Annotated in this window: 15 protein-coding genes, 1 tRNA gene, 3 pseudogenes and 1 riboswitch; of the genes and pseudogenes, 8 read left to right on the forward strand and 11 right to left on the reverse strand. The window is 71.8% G+C overall.

From position 1 onward, the window contains the following. Together ACFHYO_RS14745 and ACFHYO_RS14750 are read right to left on the reverse strand one after the other, a co-directional pair. Positions 1-222: pseudogene (locus tag ACFHYO_RS14745) on the reverse strand (signal recognition particle-docking protein FtsY); the annotation flags it as partial. Positions 223-376: 154 nt separating this feature from the next. Continuing rightward, positions 377-1,306: a class I fructose-bisphosphate aldolase gene (locus tag ACFHYO_RS14750; protein ID WP_036702449.1), complete on the reverse strand. Its 930-nt coding sequence runs from the start codon at positions 1,304-1,306 to the stop codon at positions 377-379. Positions 1,307-1,546: 240 nt separating this feature from the next. Between ACFHYO_RS14750 and ACFHYO_RS14755 the strand changes: the two genes are divergently transcribed. Beyond that, positions 1,547-1,858, forward strand: coding sequence for a hypothetical protein (locus ACFHYO_RS14755; protein ID WP_394321385.1), 312 nt, complete (start codon positions 1,547-1,549; stop codon positions 1,856-1,858). Positions 1,859-1,930: 72 nt separating this feature from the next. Here the strand turns inward: ACFHYO_RS14755 and ACFHYO_RS14760 are convergent, their stop codons facing one another. Next, entirely contained in the window at positions 1,931-3,133 is a 1,203-nt protein-coding gene (locus ACFHYO_RS14760; RefSeq protein ID WP_394321387.1) for a phosphoglycerate kinase, read from the reverse strand. Positions 3,134-3,325: 192 nt separating this feature from the next. Between ACFHYO_RS14760 and ACFHYO_RS14765 the strand changes: the two genes are divergently transcribed. Continuing rightward, on the forward strand, positions 3,326-3,826 hold the full coding sequence (locus ACFHYO_RS14765; protein ID WP_394321389.1) for a peptidylprolyl isomerase: 501 nt from the start codon (positions 3,326-3,328) through the stop codon (positions 3,824-3,826). After that, positions 3,819-4,415, forward strand: coding sequence for a peptidylprolyl isomerase (locus ACFHYO_RS14770; RefSeq protein WP_394321391.1), 597 nt, complete (start codon positions 3,819-3,821; stop codon positions 4,413-4,415). Before ACFHYO_RS14765 ends, ACFHYO_RS14770 begins: the two co-directional genes overlap by 8 nt. A 240-nt stretch (positions 4,416-4,655) precedes the next feature. On the opposite strand, the gene ACFHYO_RS14775 is transcribed toward ACFHYO_RS14770, so the two are convergent. Beyond that, positions 4,656-5,282: a J domain-containing protein gene (locus tag ACFHYO_RS14775; protein WP_394321393.1), complete on the reverse strand. Its 627-nt coding sequence runs from the start codon at positions 5,280-5,282 to the stop codon at positions 4,656-4,658. A 71-nt stretch (positions 5,283-5,353) separates the two neighbouring features. Here ACFHYO_RS14775 and ACFHYO_RS14780 point away from each other — a divergent pair, with 71 nt between their 5' ends. The 4 genes from ACFHYO_RS14780 to ACFHYO_RS14795 all read left to right on the forward strand — a co-directional run bounded on the left by ACFHYO_RS14780 (position 5,354) and on the right by ACFHYO_RS14795 (position 8,762). Next, complete coding sequence (locus ACFHYO_RS14780) at positions 5,354-5,614, forward strand: BolA family protein (RefSeq protein WP_036711000.1); 261 nt, start codon at positions 5,354-5,356, stop codon at positions 5,612-5,614. Between the two features lie 96 nt (positions 5,615-5,710). Then, the gene (gene glpX, locus ACFHYO_RS14785; protein ID WP_036711010.1) at positions 5,711-6,676 is read left to right on the forward strand and encodes a class II fructose-bisphosphatase; all 966 of its coding nucleotides are present in this window, start codon (positions 5,711-5,713) and stop codon (positions 6,674-6,676) included. A gap of 122 nt (positions 6,677-6,798) precedes the next feature. Further along, positions 6,799-8,541, forward strand: coding sequence for a single-stranded-DNA-specific exonuclease RecJ (recJ, locus tag ACFHYO_RS14790; protein ID WP_394321395.1), 1,743 nt, complete (start codon positions 6,799-6,801; stop codon positions 8,539-8,541). Between the two features lie 146 nt (positions 8,542-8,687). Continuing rightward, positions 8,688-8,762, forward strand: a tRNA-Glu gene (locus tag ACFHYO_RS14795). Between the two features lie 190 nt (positions 8,763-8,952). Here ACFHYO_RS14795 and ACFHYO_RS14800 read toward each other — a convergent pair. From ACFHYO_RS14800 to ACFHYO_RS14815, 4 genes and pseudogenes are all read right to left on the reverse strand, one after another. After that, a complete protein-coding gene (locus ACFHYO_RS14800; RefSeq protein WP_394321410.1) occupies positions 8,953-9,858 on the reverse strand; it encodes a hypothetical protein in 906 nt (301 codons plus the stop codon). 156 nt (positions 9,859-10,014) lie between these two features. Further along, positions 10,015-10,170 (reverse strand): annotated as a pseudogene (locus ACFHYO_RS14805) (DUF4236 domain-containing protein); the annotation flags it as partial. Positions 10,171-10,384: 214 nt separating this feature from the next. Next, on the reverse strand, positions 10,385-10,810 hold the full coding sequence (locus ACFHYO_RS14810; protein WP_394321396.1) for a cupin domain-containing protein: 426 nt from the start codon (positions 10,808-10,810) through the stop codon (positions 10,385-10,387). Then, complete coding sequence (locus ACFHYO_RS14815) at positions 10,807-11,673, reverse strand: NAD(P)-dependent oxidoreductase (protein WP_394321398.1); 867 nt, start codon at positions 11,671-11,673, stop codon at positions 10,807-10,809. Before ACFHYO_RS14815 ends, ACFHYO_RS14810 begins: the two co-directional genes overlap by 4 nt. A 148-nt stretch (positions 11,674-11,821) precedes the next feature. Between ACFHYO_RS14815 and ACFHYO_RS14820 the strand changes: the two genes are divergently transcribed. Further along, a complete protein-coding gene (locus tag ACFHYO_RS14820) occupies positions 11,822-14,584 on the forward strand; it encodes a penicillin acylase family protein (RefSeq protein ID WP_394321400.1) in 2,763 nt (920 codons plus the stop codon). Positions 14,585-14,638: 54 nt separating this feature from the next. Here ACFHYO_RS14820 and metK read toward each other — a convergent pair whose 3' ends face one another. The 3 genes and pseudogenes from metK to ACFHYO_RS14835 all read right to left on the reverse strand — a co-directional run. Beyond that, on the reverse strand, positions 14,639-15,805 hold the full coding sequence (metK, locus tag ACFHYO_RS14825; RefSeq protein WP_168782008.1) for a methionine adenosyltransferase: 1,167 nt from the start codon (positions 15,803-15,805) through the stop codon (positions 14,639-14,641). A 3-nt stretch (positions 15,806-15,808) separates the two neighbouring features. Beyond that, a riboswitch (SAM-SAH riboswitch) is annotated at positions 15,809-15,859 on the reverse strand. Between the two features lie 32 nt (positions 15,860-15,891). Then, the gene (gene lnt, locus ACFHYO_RS14830) at positions 15,892-17,505 is read right to left on the reverse strand and encodes an apolipoprotein N-acyltransferase (RefSeq protein WP_394321402.1); all 1,614 of its coding nucleotides are present in this window, start codon (positions 17,503-17,505) and stop codon (positions 15,892-15,894) included. A gap of 22 nt (positions 17,506-17,527) precedes the next feature. Continuing rightward, positions 17,528-18,687 (reverse strand): annotated as a pseudogene (locus ACFHYO_RS14835) (hypothetical protein); the annotation flags it as partial.

Here is an 18,687-nt window from a genome sequence, read left to right on the forward strand (position 1 = left end):
GGGCGCCTGCGGGGCCGGCTGCGGCGCGGGCGTCGGGGGCTGCGGGGCAGGGGCAGGGGGCTGCGGCGCGGGCGCAGGCTGATGGGTCGGCGCCGGCGCAGGCGCAGGGCGCGGCGCAGCCGCCGCCTCGTCCGTCCCCTGGCCGATCAGGTCATCCAGCCCCGTCCCGATCTTCGAGGACGACTTGGTCAGACGCTCGCGCAGCTTGGAAAAGAACGACATGGCCGGCCCCCGTGACTTTGCGCTCTCCCTAAAGCACGCGGCGCGGAAAGGGAAACCCCGCACCGGTCAGGCCGACGCCTCGGCCCGATCCAACGCACCAAACGAAAACGGGCGGCGCCGCAGCGCCGCCCGTCAATCCTACGCCAGAAACAAATCAGGCCTTGCCGAGGTAGATGTCCACCAGCTTGCCCAGCATCGCCAGCGCATCCTCGCGCGAGCGCTGGAAGCTGTTGCGGCCGATGATCGAGCCGTTGCCGCCGCCGTCGCGGATGGCGATGGCATCCTCGTAGACCGCGTCCGACCCCTTGGCCGCACCGCCCGAGAACACCACGATCCGGCGCCCGCCGAAGGCCGCCTGCATGCAGTGCTCGACGCGCTTGGCCTGGGTCGAGATGTCGATCCCCTGGTCCTCATAGACCTTCTTGGCGTCCTTGTTCTCGAGGTGGTCGGTCGAGAGCTTGATCTTGATGATGTGCGCGCCCAGAAGCGCCGCGATCTGCGCGGCATAGGCCGCGATGTCGATGGCGGTCTCGCCGTCCTTGGTGATCGCCTCGCCGCGCGGATAGGACCAGATCACCGTCGGGATGCCGACCGAGGCCGCCTCGGCGCGCATCTCCGAGATCTCCTCGAACATGTCGAGCGCCATGTCCGAGCCCGGGTAGATGGTGAAGCCGATGGCCGCGCAGCCCAGACGCAGCGCGTCCTGCACGGTCGCCGTCACCGCCTGGTTCTTGCCCGCGGTGTCCGACATCAGCGAGTTGGCCGAGTTGCACTTGAGGATCGTCGGGATCTGGCCCGCGAAGCTGTCGGCCCCGGCCTCGATCATGCCCAGCGGCGCGGCGTAGGCGTTCAGGCCCGCGTCGATGGCCAGCTGGTAGTGATAGTGGGGATCGTAGCCGAGCGGGTTCTTGGCGAAGCTGCGCGCCGGGCCGTGCTCGAAGCCCTGGTCGACGGGCAGGATGATCATCTTGCCGGTGCCGGCCAGCTTGCCCGTCATCAGCATCCGGGCCAGATTGCCCTTCACGCCCGGGTTCTCGCCCTCGTAGTTGGCGAGGATCTTCTTGACGGTGTCGGTCATCTGCATCGGAGGCGCTCCACGGTTCACGGATCAGGTTGGCGACCCCTTAGCAGACCGCCGGGCGAGGGAAAGGCCGGTTGCGCTAACGGCTGCAGCGGGGCGTCAGCGCCTCGGGTTGAGGGTACGGCACGGCGGCCCTTCTGCGGGAACCCTGCCACGCCGGCGGGGGTTCTGGTTCCACACCGGGTGCGCACCCCGACCCGCACCGCCCGACACCCCACCGCCCTTCCGCAGCGAGGTAGCCTCATGTCCCACAACGAAAACACGCCCGAGCGCAGCGCCCGCCGCCACAGCCCGGCGCTAATCGCCATCGTCGCGGCGCTGCTGCTGGCCGGCATCGCGGCGCTGGTGTTCGGCTGGATGAACGGCCGCCCCGAGCCGGTGGGCGAGCACGCCCCGGCCTCGGACGCGGTCAGCACCACGACGCCGGGCGCGGCCCCCGCGGCCACCGACGCGGCGGTGCCGGCGGCCCCGGCGACCACCACACCGCCCGCCACCACGACGCCGCCCGCCACCACCACCGGCCCCGCGGCGACCACCCCGGGCGCGAGCAACTGACCGCAGGCCCGCGATGCAGAAAGGGGCGGCCCGGCGGGCCGCCCCTTCTTCATGTCCACTCGACGCTGCGCCTCAGCGCTTGGAATCGATCAGCGCCGCGACGCCGGGCAGGTCCTTGCCCTCCATCCACTCGAGGAAGGCGCCGCCCGCCGTCGAGATGAAGGTGAAGTCCTGCGCCACGCCCGCCTTGTTCAGCGCCGCCACCGTGTCGCCGCCGCCGGCGACCGAGACGAGCTTGCCCTCGCGCGTCAGCTCTGCCGCGGCCTGGGCTGCGGCGTTGGTGGCCGCGTCGAACGGCCGGATCTCGAAGGCGCCGAGCGGGCCGTTCCAGATCAGCGTGTGCGCAGCGGCAAAAACGCCGCGGATCGCCTCGACCGTCTGCGGGCCCGCGTCGAGGATCATCGCGTCGGGCGGGCAGGCCTCGGCCGGGACCAGCTCGTGCGGCGCGTCCTCGCGGAACTCGCGCGCCACCACCACGTCGACGGGCAGGTGAATCTGGCAGCCGGTCTCGGCGGCCTTGGTCAGGATGTCGCGGGCGGTGTCGGCCATGTCCGGCTCGGCCAGCGACTTACCGATTTCGACCCCCTTGGCCAGCAGGAAGGTGTTGGCCATGCCGCCGCCAATGATCAGGTGATCGACCTTCTCGACGAGATTGCCGAGCAGCTCGAGCTTGGTCGAGACCTTGGCCCCGCCGACCACCGCCGCCACCGGCCTCTCGGGCTCACCGAGCGCGGCGTTGAGGGCGTTCAGCTCGGCCTCCATCAGCAGGCCGGCGCCGGCGGGCAGCAGACGCGCCACGCCTTCGGTCGAGCTGTGGGCGCGATGGGCGGCCGAGAAGGCGTCGTTCACATAGACCTGCCCCAGCGCCGCGAGCGAGGCGCTGAAAGTCGGGTCGTTCGCCTCTTCCCCCGGATAGAAGCGGGTGTTCTCGAGCAGCAGGACGTTGCCCGGCTGCAATGCTGCGACCGCGCGCTTGGCGTCGCCGCCGATCGCGTGCTCGGCGAAGGCCACGGGCTGGCCCAACGCCGCCTCAAGCGCCGGGAGGACCTGGCGCAGGCTCATCGTCTCGACCGGCTGGCCCTTGGGGCGGCCGAAATGCGCCATCAGCACCGGGATGCCGCCCTTGGCCTGGATGGCCTTGATGGTCGGCACGATCTTCTCGATGCGGGTGGCGTCGGTCACGCGCCCGTCCTCGACCGGGACGTTCACGTCCACGCGGGTCAGGACCACCTTGCCGTCGAGGTCCAGGTCGTCGATGGTGTGGAAACGGGGCATGGTCTCTTACTCCTCGCGGGCGCGGTGCTGGCGCCTTGTCCGACAGCTTCACGGTCGCGTCAACTCATCGTCAACCCCGCGGCGGCCGGGCGGCATGGACCCGCAGCCCTCCGTTGGGCGTTGCGGGGGCACGGTTCGCGGCCTAGACCGGCCGCCGGACACCGATCCCGGACCAACGACGAGGAGACCCCGATGGCCGAAATGAAGGACGCCGAGAACACCATCATCATCGAGCTGAAGGACGGCCCGGTGGTGATCGAGCTGCTGCCCGACGTGGCGCCCAAGCACAGCGCGCGGATGAAAGAGCTGGCCCGCGCCGGCAAGTATGACGGGGTCGCGTTCCACCGCGTGATCGACGGCTTCATGGCCCAGACCGGCGACGTCGAGCATGGCCGCGAGGGCGGCGACGCGCGGCGCGCCGGCACCGGCGGGTCGGACCGGCCGGACCTGCCGGCCGAGTTCTCGAAGCTGCCGCATTCGCGCGGCACGCTGGGGGCGGCGCGGTCGTCGAACCCGAACAGCGCCAACAGCCAGTTCTTCATCAACTTCAAGGACAACGACTTCCTGAACGGGCAGTACACGGTCTACGGCCGCGTCGTCTCGGGGATGGAGTTCGTGGACAAGATCACCCGGGGCGAGCCGCCGGCGAACCCCGACCGGATGATCTCGGTCAAGGTGGCTGCCGATGCGTAAGCTGTTCCTGTCCTCCGCCCTGATCCTCGCCGCCGGCGTGGCCCAGGCCCAGGTCGCGGCCCCCAAGGCCACCGACGGCCCCGGCCCGAACATGGTGATCGAGGTCGCCGACGCCGCCGGCCAGCCCAAGGGCAAGATCGTGCTCGACCTCTATGCCGACAAGGCACCGAACCACGTCGAGCGGCTGACCACGCTGGCCCAGCAGGGCAAGTATGACGGGGTGGTGTTCCACCGCGTGATCGACGGCTTCATGGCCCAGACCGGCGACGTCCAGCACGGCCGCCACGACGGCGACACGAGCCAGGCCGGCATGGGCGGGTCCGACCTGCCCGACCTCAAGGCCGAGTTCAGTGACGTGACGTTCGGGGCGGGCACCGTCGGTATGGCCCGCTCGGCCGACCCGGACAGCGCCAACAGCCAGTTCTTCATCGACCTCGCGCCGGCCAACTTCCTCGACGGGCAGTACACCGTCGTGGGCCAGCTGATCGAGGGCTGGGACGTGCTCAACGCGATCAAGAAGGGCGACCAGGCGGCGAACGGCGCGGTCGAGAAGCCCGACTACATGAGCAAGGTGACGATCACGCCGTAAGGCGGGTGCGTTGAAATGCTGATGGCCCGCCGGATCGGCGGGCCATCGACGTTTTTGGGCGCGGCGATGCGCGCTTTTTTGTTAATAAGCCTCTCGGTCCTTGCTCGGTCGGGTGATGATGTCGGGCGCGGACGAACAGCACTCACAGCTAGCGTGCCGCGTTCACATAAAGGCGCTCCACAGCCCGAACATCGGCAAGGGTCCGCACGCGGGTGTACGGTCATCGCGCCCCGGCCCGCCTCACTCCTTGAAGCTGCGGCTGTCCTTGAGCTGATCCCAGGCCCAGACGACCTCCTGCAGCCGGTCCTCGTCCGAGCGGTCGCCACCGTTCATGTCAGGGTGAAGATCCTTCACCAGCGATTTGTATTGCTTGCGGATTTCCGCGCGCGTCCAGCTGTCGCGGGCGTCGAGGATCTCGAGCGCGCGGCGCTCGGTCGGGGGCAGCTTGCGGGTGGCGCGGCTGCGCGCCTCGGGGTTGGTGCCGTTGGCGCCGAGGATCTCGAGCGGGTCGTTGACCCCGTGACGCGCCCAGGCCTGTTCCTGCGTCGCGCGGCCCAAGGGGCGGGTCGGACGCTCCCACACGGTCGCGTTGTCCAGAAACTCCTGGAACTCGGCCTCGGACTGGCCCTGGAAATAGTTCCAGTTGGCGTTGTACTCGCGCACGTGGTCCTTGCAGAACCAGAAGTAGTCGTCGAGCTGCTTGGGCGACTTGGGCGCCCGGTACTGCCCGGGCTCGGAACATCCGACCTTGTCGCAGCGCCGGGTCGACGTCTCGAACGCACCGGACATCCCGCGCCGGCCCTTGGCGCGGCGCTTCTTGTCCGACGCGGCGGACATATCGAAACCGAACGGGTCGCTGTTGGTCATGGGGCCCTGCTTTTCGACTCGGGACCGGGAGTGTAGGGCATTTGAACCCGAGGGAAAGAGGAACCGGCCCCATGACGCGAGAGATTGCCGACGAGATGCGCGAAAGGCTGGCCACGCTGGCGCCCACCCGGCTCGAGGTCATCGACGAGAGCCACCAGCACCACGGCCACGCCGGCTGGCGCGAGGGCGGCCAGACCCACTGGCGTATCCGGATGAGCGCCCCGGCGCTGGCCGGGCTGAGCCGCGTCGAGCAGCACCGGCTGGTGAACCGCACGCTGGGCGACATCGTCCCGCGCATCCACGCGCTGGCGCTCGAGCTGTCGGCCGACTGAGCAGCACCACCCCCGCACGCCCCGTGTTAGCGCCCCCAGTCTTGCCGCGGCGGGGGGGCGGGCGTAACAGCGGCCAAACCCGCAGGAGACCTGATGATGACCGCGCCCAAGGATTTCAACGACCGGATGCTCTCGCTGGGCCTCGCCCGGGTGAGCGAGGCGGCAGCCCATGCCTCGGCGCGCCTCATCGGCCGCGGCGACGAAAAGGCCGCCGACCAGGCCGCGGTCAACGCCATGCGCGAGCAGCTCAACATGCTCGACATCAAGGGCGTCGTGGTGATCGGCGAGGGCGAGCGCGACGAGGCGCCGATGCTCTATATCGGCGAGGAGGTCGGGACCGGCACGGGCCCCGAGGTGGACATCGCGCTCGACCCGCTCGAGGGGACGACGCTGACCGCCAAGGACATGCCGAACGCGCTGACCGTGATCGCCATGGCGCCGCGCGGCACGCTGCTGCACGCGCCCGACGTCTATATGGACAAGCTGGCGGTGGGGCCGGGCTATGCGCAGGACGTCGTCAGCCTCGACATGACGCCGACCGAGCGGGTGCACGCGCTGGCCAAGGCCGGCGGCGTGAAGCCCGAGGACATCACTGTCTGCATCCTCGAGCGCCCGCGCCATGAAGAGATGATCGCCGAGGTCCGCGCCACCGGCGCCGCGATCCGCCTGATCACCGACGGCGACGTGGCCGGTGTCATGCACGTGGCCGAGCCCGAGAAGACCGGCATCGACATGTACATGGGCTCGGGCGGCGCGCCCGAGGGGGTGCTCGCGGCCTCGGCGCTCAAGTGCATGGGCGGGCAGATGTGGGGCCGGCTGCTGTTCCGCAACGACGACGAGCGGGGCCGCGCCGCCAAGGCCGGGATCACCGACCTGAACCGCATCTATTCGCGCGACGAGATGGTGACGGCGGACGTGATCTTCTCGGCCACCGGCGTCACCAACGGCTCGATCGTGCAGGGGCTGCGGCGCGAGCCGCAGTTCATCGAGACCGAGACGATCCTCATGCGCTCGAAGACCGGGTCGGTGCGGCGGGTGTTCTACCGCAACCCGATCCGCTGACCTGAACCGGCGGCGCGGCGCGGGCTGCGCCGCCGATGGGTCTCCGGGCCGGACAGACGCCGCCCCTTGGCGCGTGGCCCGAGGGGGTTGCCTAAGGCGGCCGCCTTGGCGACAAGCGCGCCATGACCGCATTCCTGAATGTCGAGGCGTCGCTAACCGGCCGCCGCTGGGCCGGCCCCGATCCCGCCGAAGAGCGTCTGGCCGAGGGGCTGGCGCAGGCCGCCGCCCTGCCGCTGCCGGTGGCCCGCATCCTCGCCGCGCGCGGTGTCGCGCCCGAGGCGGCGGGCGGCTATCTGGAACCCAAGCTGCGCGACCTGCTGCCCGACCCGCTGTCCTTGCGCGACATGGGCGTGGCGGCCGAGCGGCTGGTGGCCGCGGCCGTGGGCGGCGAGCGGATTGCGGTCTTTGCCGATTACGACGTGGACGGCGGCGCTTCTGCGGCGCTGATCCTCGCCTGGCTGCGCGCCCAGGGACGGGATGCGACGCTCTACATCCCCGACCGGATCGACGAGGGCTACGGCCCCAACGCCCCCGCCATCGCGGCGCTGGGGGCGGCCCATGACCTGATCGTCTGCGTCGACTGCGGGACGCTGAGCCACGAGGCATTGGCTGCCGCGGGGCGGGCCGAGGTCGTCGTCCTCGACCACCACCAGGGCGGCGAGACGCTGCCCCCGGCGCTCGCCGTAGTGAACCCCAACCGGGCCGACGAGGACGGCAGCCTCGGCCATCTCTGCGCCGCGGGGGTGGTGTTCCTGACGCTGGTGCAGGCGAACCGCGGCCTGCGGGCGCGGGGGCTGGCCGAGCCCGCGCTGATTCCGCTGCTCGATCTCGTGGCGCTGGCCACGGTGGCCGATGTGGCGCCGCTGATCGGGGTGAACCGCGCCTTCGTGCGGCAGGGCCTCGCCATCATGGCCCGGCGCGAGCGGCCCGGGCTGGTGGCGCTGGCCGATGCCGCGCGGCTCGACGGGCCGCCCTCGGCCTTCCACCTCGGGTTTCTGCTCGGGCCGCGGATCAACGCGGGCGGCCGGGTCGGTCGCGCCGACCTCGGCGCGCTGTGCCTGAGCTGCGGCGACCCGTCCGAGGCGGCGCGGCTCGCCGCCGAGCTCGACGCGCTGAACCAGGACCGCCGCGCGATCGAGGCCGGGGTGCGCGCCGAGGCCGTGGCCCAGGCCGAGGCGCGCGGCGACGCGAGCCTCGCCTGGGCGGCCGGCGCGGGCTGGCATCCGGGCGTCGTCGGCATCGTAGCCGCCCGGCTGAAAGAGGCGAGCGGCCTGCCCTCGGTCGTGATCGGTGTGGCGGGCGGGGTGGGGAAGGGCTCGGCCCGCTCGGTCCCCGGCGTGGACATCGGCCGCGCGGTGCAGCGGCTGGCCGCAGAAGGGCTGATCGAGAAGGGCGGCGGGCACGCGATGGCCGCCGGGCTGACGGTGGCCGAGGCGGCGATTCCCGCAGCGATGGCGCGGCTGTCCGAGCTGCTGGCCCCGGCGCTCGCGGGGCGGGCCGAGGCCGGGCGGCTGCGGATCTCCGGCCTGCTCGACCCGGCCTTCGCCACCGTCGATCTGCTCGAGGCGCTGGATCGCGCCGGGCCGTTCGGGGCGGCGGCGCCCGCGCCGCGGTTTGCGCTGGCCGACGTGATCCTCGAGCGGGTCGAGACGATGGGCGACGGCCACCTGCGCTTGCGCGCCCGGAGCCCCGGCGCGCCGGCGCTCGACGCGATTGGCTGGGGGGCGATGCAGGGCCCGCTAGGCCCCGCGCTGCTTGGCGCGCACGGGCGGCGGTTCCACCTCGCCGGGCGGCTCGACCTGTCGGTCTGGGGCGGCCGGCGGCGCGTGCGCCTGCGTCTGGACGACGCCGCGCCGGCGGCCTGAGGCGCGGGGCAGGGCGGCCCGACCCCCGGGCGGGGCGGGGCCGAGAGGAAAGATCGCCGAGGGGATCATTTTCTGCTTGCGGCCCCCGGCAGGGTCGCCTAAACACCGCTCCACGCCGCGCAGCAGACGCTGAGAGGCGCCACGGTGGCCCGTTCGTCTATCGGTTAGGACGTCAGGTTTTCAACCTGAAAAGAGGGGTTCGACTCCCCTACGGGCTGCCAAAATATTTTCCATTGCGTGAAAATATGATGCAACCCATCTGGTCCCGGAGCTTCGGGACGATGGGCACAATAACTTTAGTTCTAACTGATCATACCACCGTCGAAACGACGTCGTTTGTGATTTCTTGGACTCGCTCCCCATTTCTGGGCGCGCCAGAAATTGCAGATCAGGGTCCGGTAATCTAGATGGCTAATCGGGGTTATTTCCGGACGGGAGATCTGTTTCGGCCAGCGCCGTCTTATACGCGTTCATCGCCGCACCGAAGGCGAGCGCAGCTGCGGCGTTCGACACCATGTATTCCTCTGTAACGCCCGTCTGAGAGCGGAAGGCGATTTGCCTATAGAGACAGTTCGGGATTGCGTAGTTCTCTTTGAAGCGGCGATCCGGTGAACCGTCCTTGTTCGTCTTTGCCCATGTCTGGCCGACGGCCTCAGCATCCCGAGGGACACTCTCCGTCTCGTGGAACCGCACCCCGTCAGTCGTGACCTGCAAATCCCGTATATCGATCAAAGCGAACGCACCATCGGCACGCGGAATGACTGCCACGCCGGGGTAGATCAGAATGTCGCCTCCGTTGACGTTCTCGAAGCGCATTGCACGTCCAGAAAACTGGATCAAATCATTTGAGATGAACTCCAACACAGCTGGGAACAGATTGACTGTCCGGTCGGCAAGGGTTCGCTCTACAAATCGGTTCGTTAATCTGTCCGCCGTCACGTCCCATTTCTTGTCGCTGAGTTTCAGCGCATCGAAGGCGCGAACCATTGAGGAGTAAGCGCGCTGGGCGGCCTCACCTGCTTCGAATGTGATTTCAATCTTGGTGTTTTCCTGCCAGTTCGAGAGGCGGGCGACTTCCGCCCGGGTGACCGGCAGGGTCGCCTCGAGTTCAGAAATCCATCTCTTGTAGAACCAATGAAACAAGCTCCGCTTGCGGCGGGTCAGTTCCCCGTGCTGTTTCGCCTCTTCTTCCCGCGCCTCGTTCAGGTCAGTTTTTACTAGCGCCTGCTGTTCGCGGGCCTTCGCGATCAGGTCGCGTAGCGGCAGAAGCGAATTGCTGGTCAGTACCTCCACCGAGGCGCTGGCGATCTCGTTCATGCCTGTCTGCGGCATATAAACCATCGCTGAGGCCGGGCTATTCCCTCCCGCGGGGCTTTTGACCGGAGGCGGCATGAAGCCAACCGGTGTAGGCTCCGGCCGTGGTAAGGGGTTTCCGGCTTGCCCGACCGGCAAGACCAAGGCGCTGTATGAAATCCCGCTGCCCGGTACCCCGACTGTGGCGCGGACCCCTCGCCTCCCGATGTTGACCGTAGCGCCGCGGACACCAATGCTTGTGCTGATGCCGCGCTTGCCGACGTTTATCCGCACGCCGGGGAACAGTGTAAATGTCTGTCTGAAACGGAGTGTCACGTCACGACCTCGGAGACTCTTGGTTCAGTTTAAACGGACTTCACCTTTCGGTTGACAGAGCAAGCTGACTTCGGCCCGGGCTCGCGAGGTGTGGAGCCATACCAATGCGGGTTAGGCGAAAAAACCGGCATGGGTGCCACCCGCTCACGAGTGAACAGGTTGGCATCCCGATCGCACCCTCACTCTTCTTGATGGCTTCGCGCACCGCTTTCCCTCAGTGCACGGCAAATCCGTTGCCTGCGCCCAGAACCGGATCGCGCGCCGGCCGGGGCAGCTCGACCTCCGCATCGCCCGCGCCGTCCTGCAGATCGGGCGACACCCCACTCGGATAGGCGCCCACCACCGCGAAATCCGCGCTCGAGCCCAGGTTGCAATGGGCCAGCCCGGCCGGGATCACCACCACGTCGCCGGCGGCGATGTCGTGGACCTCGCCCGCTGGGCCGCCGAGTTGCAGCCGGGCGGTGCCGGCGTAGCAGCCCAGCACCTCGTGCGTCGTCGCGTGGTAGTGGTGGTGGGCATAGACGCCGCCCCGCCACGTCCCCGACCAGCCGTTCGCCGCAAACCGGCCCTCGAACCACGCCGGGTCGGCCGGGCCCGCGGCGCGGTGGATCAGCGGCCGCTGATGGGCGGGGACGCTCACCGCCTCAGCCGCGCGATCAGCGACGAGGTGTCCCAGCGCCCGCCGCCCATCGCCTGCACCTCCTTGTAGAACTGGTCGACCAGCGCCGTGACCGGCAGGCTGGCGCCGGTCTCGTCCGCGGTGTCGAGGCAGATGCCCAGGTCCTTGCGCATCCAGTCCACCGCGAAGCCGAAGTCAAAGGCCCCCTCGGCCATCGCCTTGTGGCGGTTCACCATCTGCCAGCTGCCGGCGGCGCCCTGGCTGATGACCTCGACCACCTCGGGGATCGAGAGCCCGGCCCGCTCGGCGAAGTTCAGCGATTCGGCGAGGCCCTGCACCAGCCCCGCGATGGCGATCTGGTTGGCCATCTTGGTCAACTGCCCCGCGCCGCTGTCGCCCATCCGCCGGCAGATGCGGGCGTAGGCGGCGATCACCGGATCGGCCCGCGCGTAATCCTCGGGCGTGCCGCCGCACATGATCGAGAGCTGCCCGTTCTCGGCCCCCGCCTGCCCGCCCGAGACGGGGGCATCGACGAAGCCCAGCCCCGCGGCGCGCCCGGCCTCGGCCAGTTCGCGCGTGACCCTGGCCGAGACGGTGGTGTGATCGACGAAGAGCGCCCCCGCCGCCATGCCCGCAAAGGCGCCGTCGGGGCCGAGGCAGACCGCGCGCAGGTCGTCGTCGTTGCCGACGCAGGCCATCACCACCTCGGCGCCCTCGGCCGCCGCGCGCGGGGTGGGGGCGGTGCGGCCGGTGTGCCGGGCGGCCCAGTCGGCGGCGCGGGCAGGGGTGCGGTTGTAGACCGTGACCGCGTGCCCCGCCGCCGCCAGATGCCCGGCCATCGGGAACCCCATCACCCCCAGCCCCAGAAATGCCACCCGTGCCATGCCGTCCCCCCGATTGCCCGTCTGCGCGCCGCCCGCCCCTCGCGCGTTGAAAACCCGCGCCGGCTGGCCTATCAGCAGGGCCACATTCCATCGCCCCCGCGGGACGGTCAACCGGCCTGCCGACGCTTCCAAGGACCAGCCCCCCACCATGCTGACGCTGTTTCGCTGGCTCGTCCGGCTGACGATCGGGCTGATCCTCGGGCTTGTCGCGGCCGTGGCGCTGGTCTGGTATTTCGCCGTCCGCTCGCTGCCGGGCTATGACGAGAGCTTCGACCTTGCCGGGATCGAGCAGCCGGTCGAGATCGTGCGCACCACTGAAGGGGTGCCGCATATCCTCGCCCAGACCGACCACGACGCGTTCTTCGCGCTCGGGCTCGCCCATGCACAGGACCGGCTGTTCCAGATGGTCGTGCTGCGCCGCGCCGCGCAGGGGCGGCTGGCCGAGCTGTTCGGCGCCCGCGCCTATGCCAGCGACGACCTCGCCCGCCGGCTCGGGCTGTGGCGCACGGCGCAGGCCTCGCTCGCCGCGCAGGACGAGGCGACGCAGGCGGCGCTCAAGGCCTATGCCGACGGGGTCAACGCCTGGGTCGAGCAGGTCAACAGCGGCGCCCGCGGCCGGGGCGCGCCCGAGTTCTTCCTGCTGCCCGGTGACATCACCTATTGGCAGCCGGCGGATTCGCTCGCCATCCTCAAGCTGATCGCGGCCGGCGCCACCACGCAGGCCGTGGCCGAGATCGAGCGCGCGCAGGTGTCGCTCGCCGTCCCCGAGCGCGCCGCGGACCTCGTCGGCGCGGCGGGAGAGCCGCCCTTGCCCGCATATGCCGGGCTCTTTGGCGAGGGCGCGCTGTTCCAGCCGCTCGCCGCAGGCGGGGCCGAGGGGGCGCGGGGCGACGCCGCGCGTACGGCGGGTCCGGGCGATGCCGCGGCCGCCTGGGCCGCGCGGCTGCTGGGCTATGTGCCGCTCTTCGAGGGCACCTCGGCCAACGCCTTCGCGGCCGTGGCCGAGCGCACCGCGGCCGGCGCCCCGATCCTCGCCAACGATCCCCATGTGGCGCTGACGGCGCCGTCGCTGTGGTACCTCGCCCGCATGGACCTGCGCGCGGGCAGCGTGATCGGCGGCACCATCCCGGGCATCCCCGCGGTGCTCTCGGGGCGCAACCCGACGCTCGCCTGGGGGCTGACCCCGGCCGCGATCGACGACCAGGATCTGGTGATGGAGGAGGTGCAGCCCGGCGCCCCTGACCGCTATCTCGGTCCCGGCGGCTGGCGCGACTTCGTCACCACGCACGAGATCATCCGGGTGCGCGACGCCGAGCCGCGCCGCATCACGCTGCGCGAATCGCTGGCCGGACCGGTGATCCCGCCGGCGCATCTGGGGCTCGCCTCGGTGACGCCCGCGGGCTTCGTCCCGGCGCTGCGCTGGACGGGGCTCGCCACCGACGACCGAACGATGAGCGCGCTGGTGGCGCTGATGGCCGCCCCGGACCGCGCCGCCGCCCGCCGCGCGGTCGAGGCGGTGGTGGCCCCCGCGGTCGAGGTTACGCTGGCCGACAAGGCCGGGGTGGCGCAGGTGCTGGCCGGGGCGATCCCGATCCGCGGCGATCACCCGACCGGCGGGCGGATGCCGGCCCCGGGCAGCGATCCCCGCACGACGTGGCAGGGGCTGGTGCCCCCGGGCGACCCGCGCCGCGAGACGCAGCCCGCGCAGGGGCTGGTGGCCGCGACCGGGGGAGAAATCCCGGGCAGCGCCGTGGGTGCGGGCGCGGCTGCGCCCGGAGCGGCGGCGCCCGCCGGGAGTGCGACGCCTGTGCCCATCGGTGCGATAGGGGCATCCGGCGCTGAGGCGAGGACCGGCGCCGCGGTGACGACTGCACCGGCCGCCGGAGCCGGATCGGCCGTCCCCTCCGCACCCGCAACGCCGAACACCGACCAGCCTGCGCCCGCGCAACCCGCCGCGCCGGCGCCCGCCGGTCCCGCGACGGCCCCGGCCACCGGCCCGCTCGCGCTCGGCTTCGACCGCGACGACCCGCTGCGCCTCGCGCGCCTGCGCCGCCTGCTCGCGGCGCGCGAAATCCACTCGCGCGACAGCTTCATCGACGCCCAACTCGACACCGTGAGCCCGGCGGCCCGCGCGCTGCTGCCGCTGGTCGGCGCCGACCTGTGGTTCACCGGAGAGCCCGCGCCCCCCGGCACGCCCGAGCGCCAGCGGCAGGACGCGCTCGGCCTGCTGGCCGAGTGGGACGGCAACATGGGCGAGCACCTGCCCGAGCCGCTGATCTACGCTGCCTGGATGGCGGCGCTGCAGGACCGGCTGGTGCATGACGAGCTGGGGGCGCTCGCCCCCGTGGTTGCGGGGCGGCTGCGGCCGGCGTTCATCGACCGGGTGTTCCGCAACACCGGCGGCGCGGGGGTGTGGTGCGACGTGGTGCAGTCGGCGCCGGTCGAGGATTGCGTGACCATCGCCCGCCGGGCGCTCGACGCGGCGCTGGTCGATCTGACCGCGCGCTTCGGCCCCGACGTGACGAGCTGGCGCTGGGGCGACGTCCACGCCGCGCGCCACCTGCACCCGGCGCTCGGCCGGATGCCGGGGGTGGCCTGGGTCGTGAACCTCGTGCAGTCGATCTCGGGCGATGGCTCGAGCCTCGCGCGCGCCGGCACGCTGGGCGAGGGCGCCGACCCGTGGCAGGCCGTCACCGGGGCGGGGTTCCGCGGCGTCTATGACCTCGCCGACCCGGACAGCTCGGTCTTCGTAATCTCGACCGGCCAGTCGGGTCACCCGCTCTCGCGCCACTACGACGACGTCGCCGAACGCTGGCGGCGGGGGGAGTACATTGCCATGTCGCTCGACCCCACGCTGGCGCGGGCAGGGGCGTCGGGGGTGACGTGGCTGAGGCCCGCCAAGGCGGAATAGAAAACGCCCGCCGGATGGGACCGGCGGGCGCATCGTTTCCCAATCGCTGAAAGGTCAGACCGCGCCCTTCAGCGCCTCGACCAGGTCCGTGCGTTCCCAGCTGAACCCGCCGTCCGCCTCAGGCGCGCGGCCGAAGTGGCCGTAGGCGGCGGTGCGGCGGTAGATCGGGCGGTTCAGGTTCAGGTGGTCGCGGATGCCCGAGGGCTTGAGGTCCATCACCGCCCTCACCGCGCGCTCGATCTCGGCGTTCGGGATCTCGCCGGTGCCGAAGGTGTCGGCATAGATCGACAGCGGCTCGGCCACGCCGATCGCGTAGGAGAGCTGGATCACGCAGCGCTTCGCCAGCCCCGCCGCGACCACGTTCTTGGCCAGATAGCGCGCCGCATAGGCCGCCGAGCGGTCCACCTTGGTCGCGTCCTTGCCCGAGAACGCGCCGCCCCCATGCGGGGCGGCGCCGCCATAGGTGTCGACGATGATCTTGCGCCCGGTCAGGCCGGCGTCCCCGTCCGGCCCGCCGATCACGAACTTGCCGGTCGGGTTGACGTGCCACACCGTCTCTTTGGTCAGCCAACCCTCGGGCAGGACCTCGCGGACATAGGGCTCGACGATGGCGCGGATGTCGTCCGAGGTCTGGAACTCGTCGTGGTGCTGGTGGCTGACGACGATCTGGGTCACCCCCACCGGCTTGCCGTTCTCGTACCGCACCGACAGCTGCGACTTGGCGTCGGGGCCCAGCGTCGGCTGCTCACCCGACTTCCGCGCCTCGGCCAGGCGGCGCAGGATCGCATGGGCATACTGGATCGGCGCCGGCATCAGCTCGGGCGTCTCGTCCACGGCATAGCCGAACATGATCCCCTGGTCGCCGGCGCCGTCCTTGTCCACGCCCTGCGCGATATGCGCCGACTGCTGGTGAAGGAAGTTCAGGACGTGGCAGGTGTTCCAGTGAAACTTCTCCTGCTCGTAGCCGATGTCCTTGATCACCCCGCGGGCGATCTCGGGGATGCGGCCCATCATCGAGGTCAGCCGGGCCTTGTCCCGCAGCCCGATTTCACCGCCGATGACCACCATGCCTGAGGTGGCAAAGGCCTCGCACGCCACCCGGGCCTGCTCTTCCTCGGTCAAGAGAGCGTCGAGGACGGCGTCCGAGATCTGGTCGCACAATTTGTCGGGATGCCCCTCGGAGACGGATTCCGAGGTGAAGACATAGTTCTGACGGGACATGATTGCTCCATTGGGTCAGGGCCGCGCCACGCCAGGAAGCCGTTGTGGGGGCCGAAGCCCGCAGCTACGCCAACCGCACGGCGGCGTCAACGGCCGCTGCGGGCCCGCCGCGGACGGCGGGCGATGAGCGCCGCGAGCGCGAGCCCGAGCAGCGCCAGCAGCGGCGCGTCGCCCCAACGCCACCAGAGCGTCGGGGGCAGCGCGCCCGGCAGCCGCGCGTCGAGCACGCCGGCCCCGTTCAGCGCCAGCCGGTCGCGCACCCGCCCCTGTGCGTCGATCACCGCCGAAACGCCGGTGTTGGCGGCGCGCAGCAGCGGCAACCCGGTCTGGATCGCGCGCAGCCTCGCCTGCGCGAGATGCTGGTAGGGGCCCGACCAGCTGCCGAACCAGGCGTCGTTCGTGACCTGCAACAGCCACGCGGGCCGCTCACCCGCCCACCGGGGCGGGCGGGCGAGGTCGCGCTCGAAGATCGTCTCGTAGCAGATCATCGGCTGCACCGGCGGCAGACCGGCGAGGGTCAGCACCGTCGGCCCCGTCCCGCGCGCATAGCCGTTGCCCGCCTGCGCGGCGAAGGCCGAGACCCCGAAGCGCGCCAGCGCATCACCCCAGGGGATGTATTCGCCGAAGGGCACGAGGTGGAACTTGTCGTAGACCGGGCCGATGCTGCCTTCGGCGGTGAACTCGGCAAGGCTGTTGTACCAGCGCCCGCCTTGGCCGCGCTGGATGCCGGCGAGGACCGGGGCGCCGGCGGCGGCCGCGATCTCGGGCAGGAAGGGGTCGGCCTCGTTCAGCAGGAACGGCACCGAGGTTTCGGGCCAGACCACCGCCGCGGGGCGGCCGCCGCCGAGCTGCGGATCGACGGGCAGGGCGCTGAGCTCGAGCAGCCGGGCATAGAACACCGGCGCCCATTCGGGGGTCCATTTCAGCGTCTGGTCGGCGTTGGGCTGGACCAGCCGGATCACCGCAGAGTGGTCGGGCGGCAGCGGCTGGGCGAGCCGCGCGAGCCCGGCGACCCACGCCGCCGCGACGAGCATCGCGGCGAGTGTCGTGCCGCGCACCCAAGCCCGCCAGCCGGGATGGGCGGGCGACCAGCCCCAGGCAGGAAGCGCGGCGGCGGCGAGCGTCAGGGCCGACAGCCCCAGCGCGCCGCCCCAGGCCGCGATCTGGGCCGCGGGGGTGTCGATCCAGATGTGGCCGCTGAGCGCCCAGGGAAAGCCGGTGAAGATCCAGCCGCGCAGCCAGTCCGACAGGACCAGCCCCAGCGCCAGACCCAGCGCACGGCTGCGTCGGTCGTGCCCGAGCGGGTGCAGCGCCGCGGCCGGGATGGCCCAGAACAGCCCCCCGCCGAGCGCCATCAGCACCAGCGCGAAGGGCGCCATCCAGCCGTAGATCTCGGCCTCGACGAGGAACGGCTGGGTGATCCAGAAGAGCGCGAGGGCGAAATGCCCCGCGCCGCCCGCCAGCGCCCGCAGGAACGCGGCGCGGGCCGAGGGGGCGCCGCAGATCCGCCAGAGCAGCGCGGCGAGCGCGATCAGCGTGACCGGCCACAGCCCCCACGGCGCCTGTCCCAGCGCCGCCGCCACCCCCAGACCCACGTCGAGCGCGAGCCGCGCCGGTGCGGGCAGGGGGCGGGACGGCAAAACCCCGCCCGCCCGCGGGGCGGGGGGCAGGGTGCCTGGGTCGTGCGGGCGGCCGCTCATGGCCGGGTCCGGTCGGCGCGGATCACTCCGCGCCGGCGACGGTCCCCGAGGTGGCCTCGGCCACCGGCACGGCGGCGGGCGCGGCGTCGTCGGAAGCGTCGGCCTTGGACTTGGTCGCCCGCGGCTTGCGCGGGGCGCGCGGCTTGCGGGCCTTCGGCGCGGGCTTCGCGTCCGCGTCGGCGTCCGCTTCGGCGCCGGTCTCGGTGCTGCCGTCGGTCTCGCCCTCCTGCGCGGCGCGTTCTTCAGGCCGCGCGTCGGGGGCGGGGTCGGCGGTCACGGGCGCGGACTCGGCGCTGTCCGCCGGGGTCGCCTCGGCCTCGCGGGCCTCGCGCTCTTCCGGCAGCTCCGCGGCGGGCTTGCGGCGCGTGCGGGTGCGGCGCGGCTTGGCCGGAGCCTCGGCTGCGGCGTCGGCGGCCTCGGGCGCGGGGGCTTCGGTGACGGCTTCGACGGTTGCCTCGGCGGTCACCTCAGCGGGCGTCGCCTCGGGGCTGGTCTCTTGGACCGGCGCCTCGGCACTGCCCTCGGCCTCGCGGGTGGAGTCGGACGCGGCCTCGCTGCCCCGACCCCGGCCACGACCGCGGCGCGAGCGGCTGCGGGGCGCGGCCTCGTCGCCCTCGGCTCGGGCCGGGCGCTCGGCGGGCTGCGCCTCGCTGCGGGTGTCGTCGCCGGTCCGCTCGGCGCCCGCGGCCTCGGCGCGCGCCGAAGCGGCCGAGCGGGCGTCGGTGATGGCGATGGCCTCGGCGAAGCTGGTGGTCAGGAACTCGGGGACGTGATCGCCCATGCCCAGCACCGCCGGGCCACGGTCGCGGTCGCGGTAACGCTCGCGCCGGTCGTCGCGGCGATCATCCTTGCGCTCGTCCCGACGCTCGTCGCGGCGGTCGCCGTTGCGATCCTCGCGGCGGTCACCGTTGCGGTCCGCCGCGCGGTCGTTGCGGCGGTCGCCGTTCCGTTCGCCGCGCTCGCCCGAGCGGCGCTCGCCCCGATCCTCGCCGCGGCGCTCGTCCGTGCGGCGGTCGTCGCTGGCGCGCTCGTCGCGGCGTTCGTCACGGCGCGGCTCGGGGCTCGGCGCCACCTCGACGGCCTCGAGCAGCGCCTCGACCTCGGCCGCGGGCTTCGCGGCCGCCTCGCTGCGCCGGCCGCGGGTGCGGACCCGGCTGCCGGCGCGGGGGCCGCGCTCGCGCT

Origin of the sequence: Paracoccus panacisoli (assembly GCF_042435015.1) — a bacterium.
GTDB classification, from domain to species: domain Bacteria; phylum Pseudomonadota; class Alphaproteobacteria; order Rhodobacterales; family Rhodobacteraceae; genus Paracoccus; species Paracoccus panacisoli.

Coding starts and splice junctions, on each gene's coding strand:
- ACFHYO_RS14750 (WP_036702449.1), bottom strand. CDS start 1,306: ATGCAGATGACCGACACCGTCAAGAAGATCCTCGCCAACTACGAGGGC.
- glpX (WP_036711010.1), top strand. CDS start 5,711: ATGACCGCGCCCAAGGATTTCAACGACCGGATGCTCTCGCTGGGCCTC.
- ACFHYO_RS14775 (WP_394321393.1), bottom strand. CDS start 5,282: ATGACCAACAGCGACCCGTTCGGTTTCGATATGTCCGCCGCGTCGGAC.
- ACFHYO_RS14765 (WP_394321389.1), top strand. CDS start 3,326: ATGGCCGAAATGAAGGACGCCGAGAACACCATCATCATCGAGCTGAAG.
- ACFHYO_RS14820 (WP_394321400.1), top strand. CDS start 11,822: ATGCTGACGCTGTTTCGCTGGCTCGTCCGGCTGACGATCGGGCTGATC.
- ACFHYO_RS14760 (WP_394321387.1), bottom strand. CDS start 3,133: ATGCCCCGTTTCCACACCATCGACGACCTGGACCTCGACGGCAAGGTG.
- ACFHYO_RS14800 (WP_394321410.1), bottom strand. CDS start 9,858: ATGAACGAGATCGCCAGCGCCTCGGTGGAGGTACTGACCAGCAATTCG.
- ACFHYO_RS14815 (WP_394321398.1), bottom strand. CDS start 11,673: ATGGCACGGGTGGCATTTCTGGGGCTGGGGGTGATGGGGTTCCCGATG.
- lnt (WP_394321402.1), bottom strand. CDS start 17,505: ATGAGCGGCCGCCCGCACGACCCAGGCACCCTGCCCCCCGCCCCGCGG.
- ACFHYO_RS14780 (WP_036711000.1), top strand. CDS start 5,354: ATGACGCGAGAGATTGCCGACGAGATGCGCGAAAGGCTGGCCACGCTG.
- ACFHYO_RS14755 (WP_394321385.1), top strand. CDS start 1,547: ATGTCCCACAACGAAAACACGCCCGAGCGCAGCGCCCGCCGCCACAGC.
- ACFHYO_RS14770 (WP_394321391.1), top strand. CDS start 3,819: ATGCGTAAGCTGTTCCTGTCCTCCGCCCTGATCCTCGCCGCCGGCGTG.
- metK (WP_168782008.1), bottom strand. CDS start 15,805: ATGTCCCGTCAGAACTATGTCTTCACCTCGGAATCCGTCTCCGAGGGG.
- recJ (WP_394321395.1), top strand. CDS start 6,799: ATGACCGCATTCCTGAATGTCGAGGCGTCGCTAACCGGCCGCCGCTGG.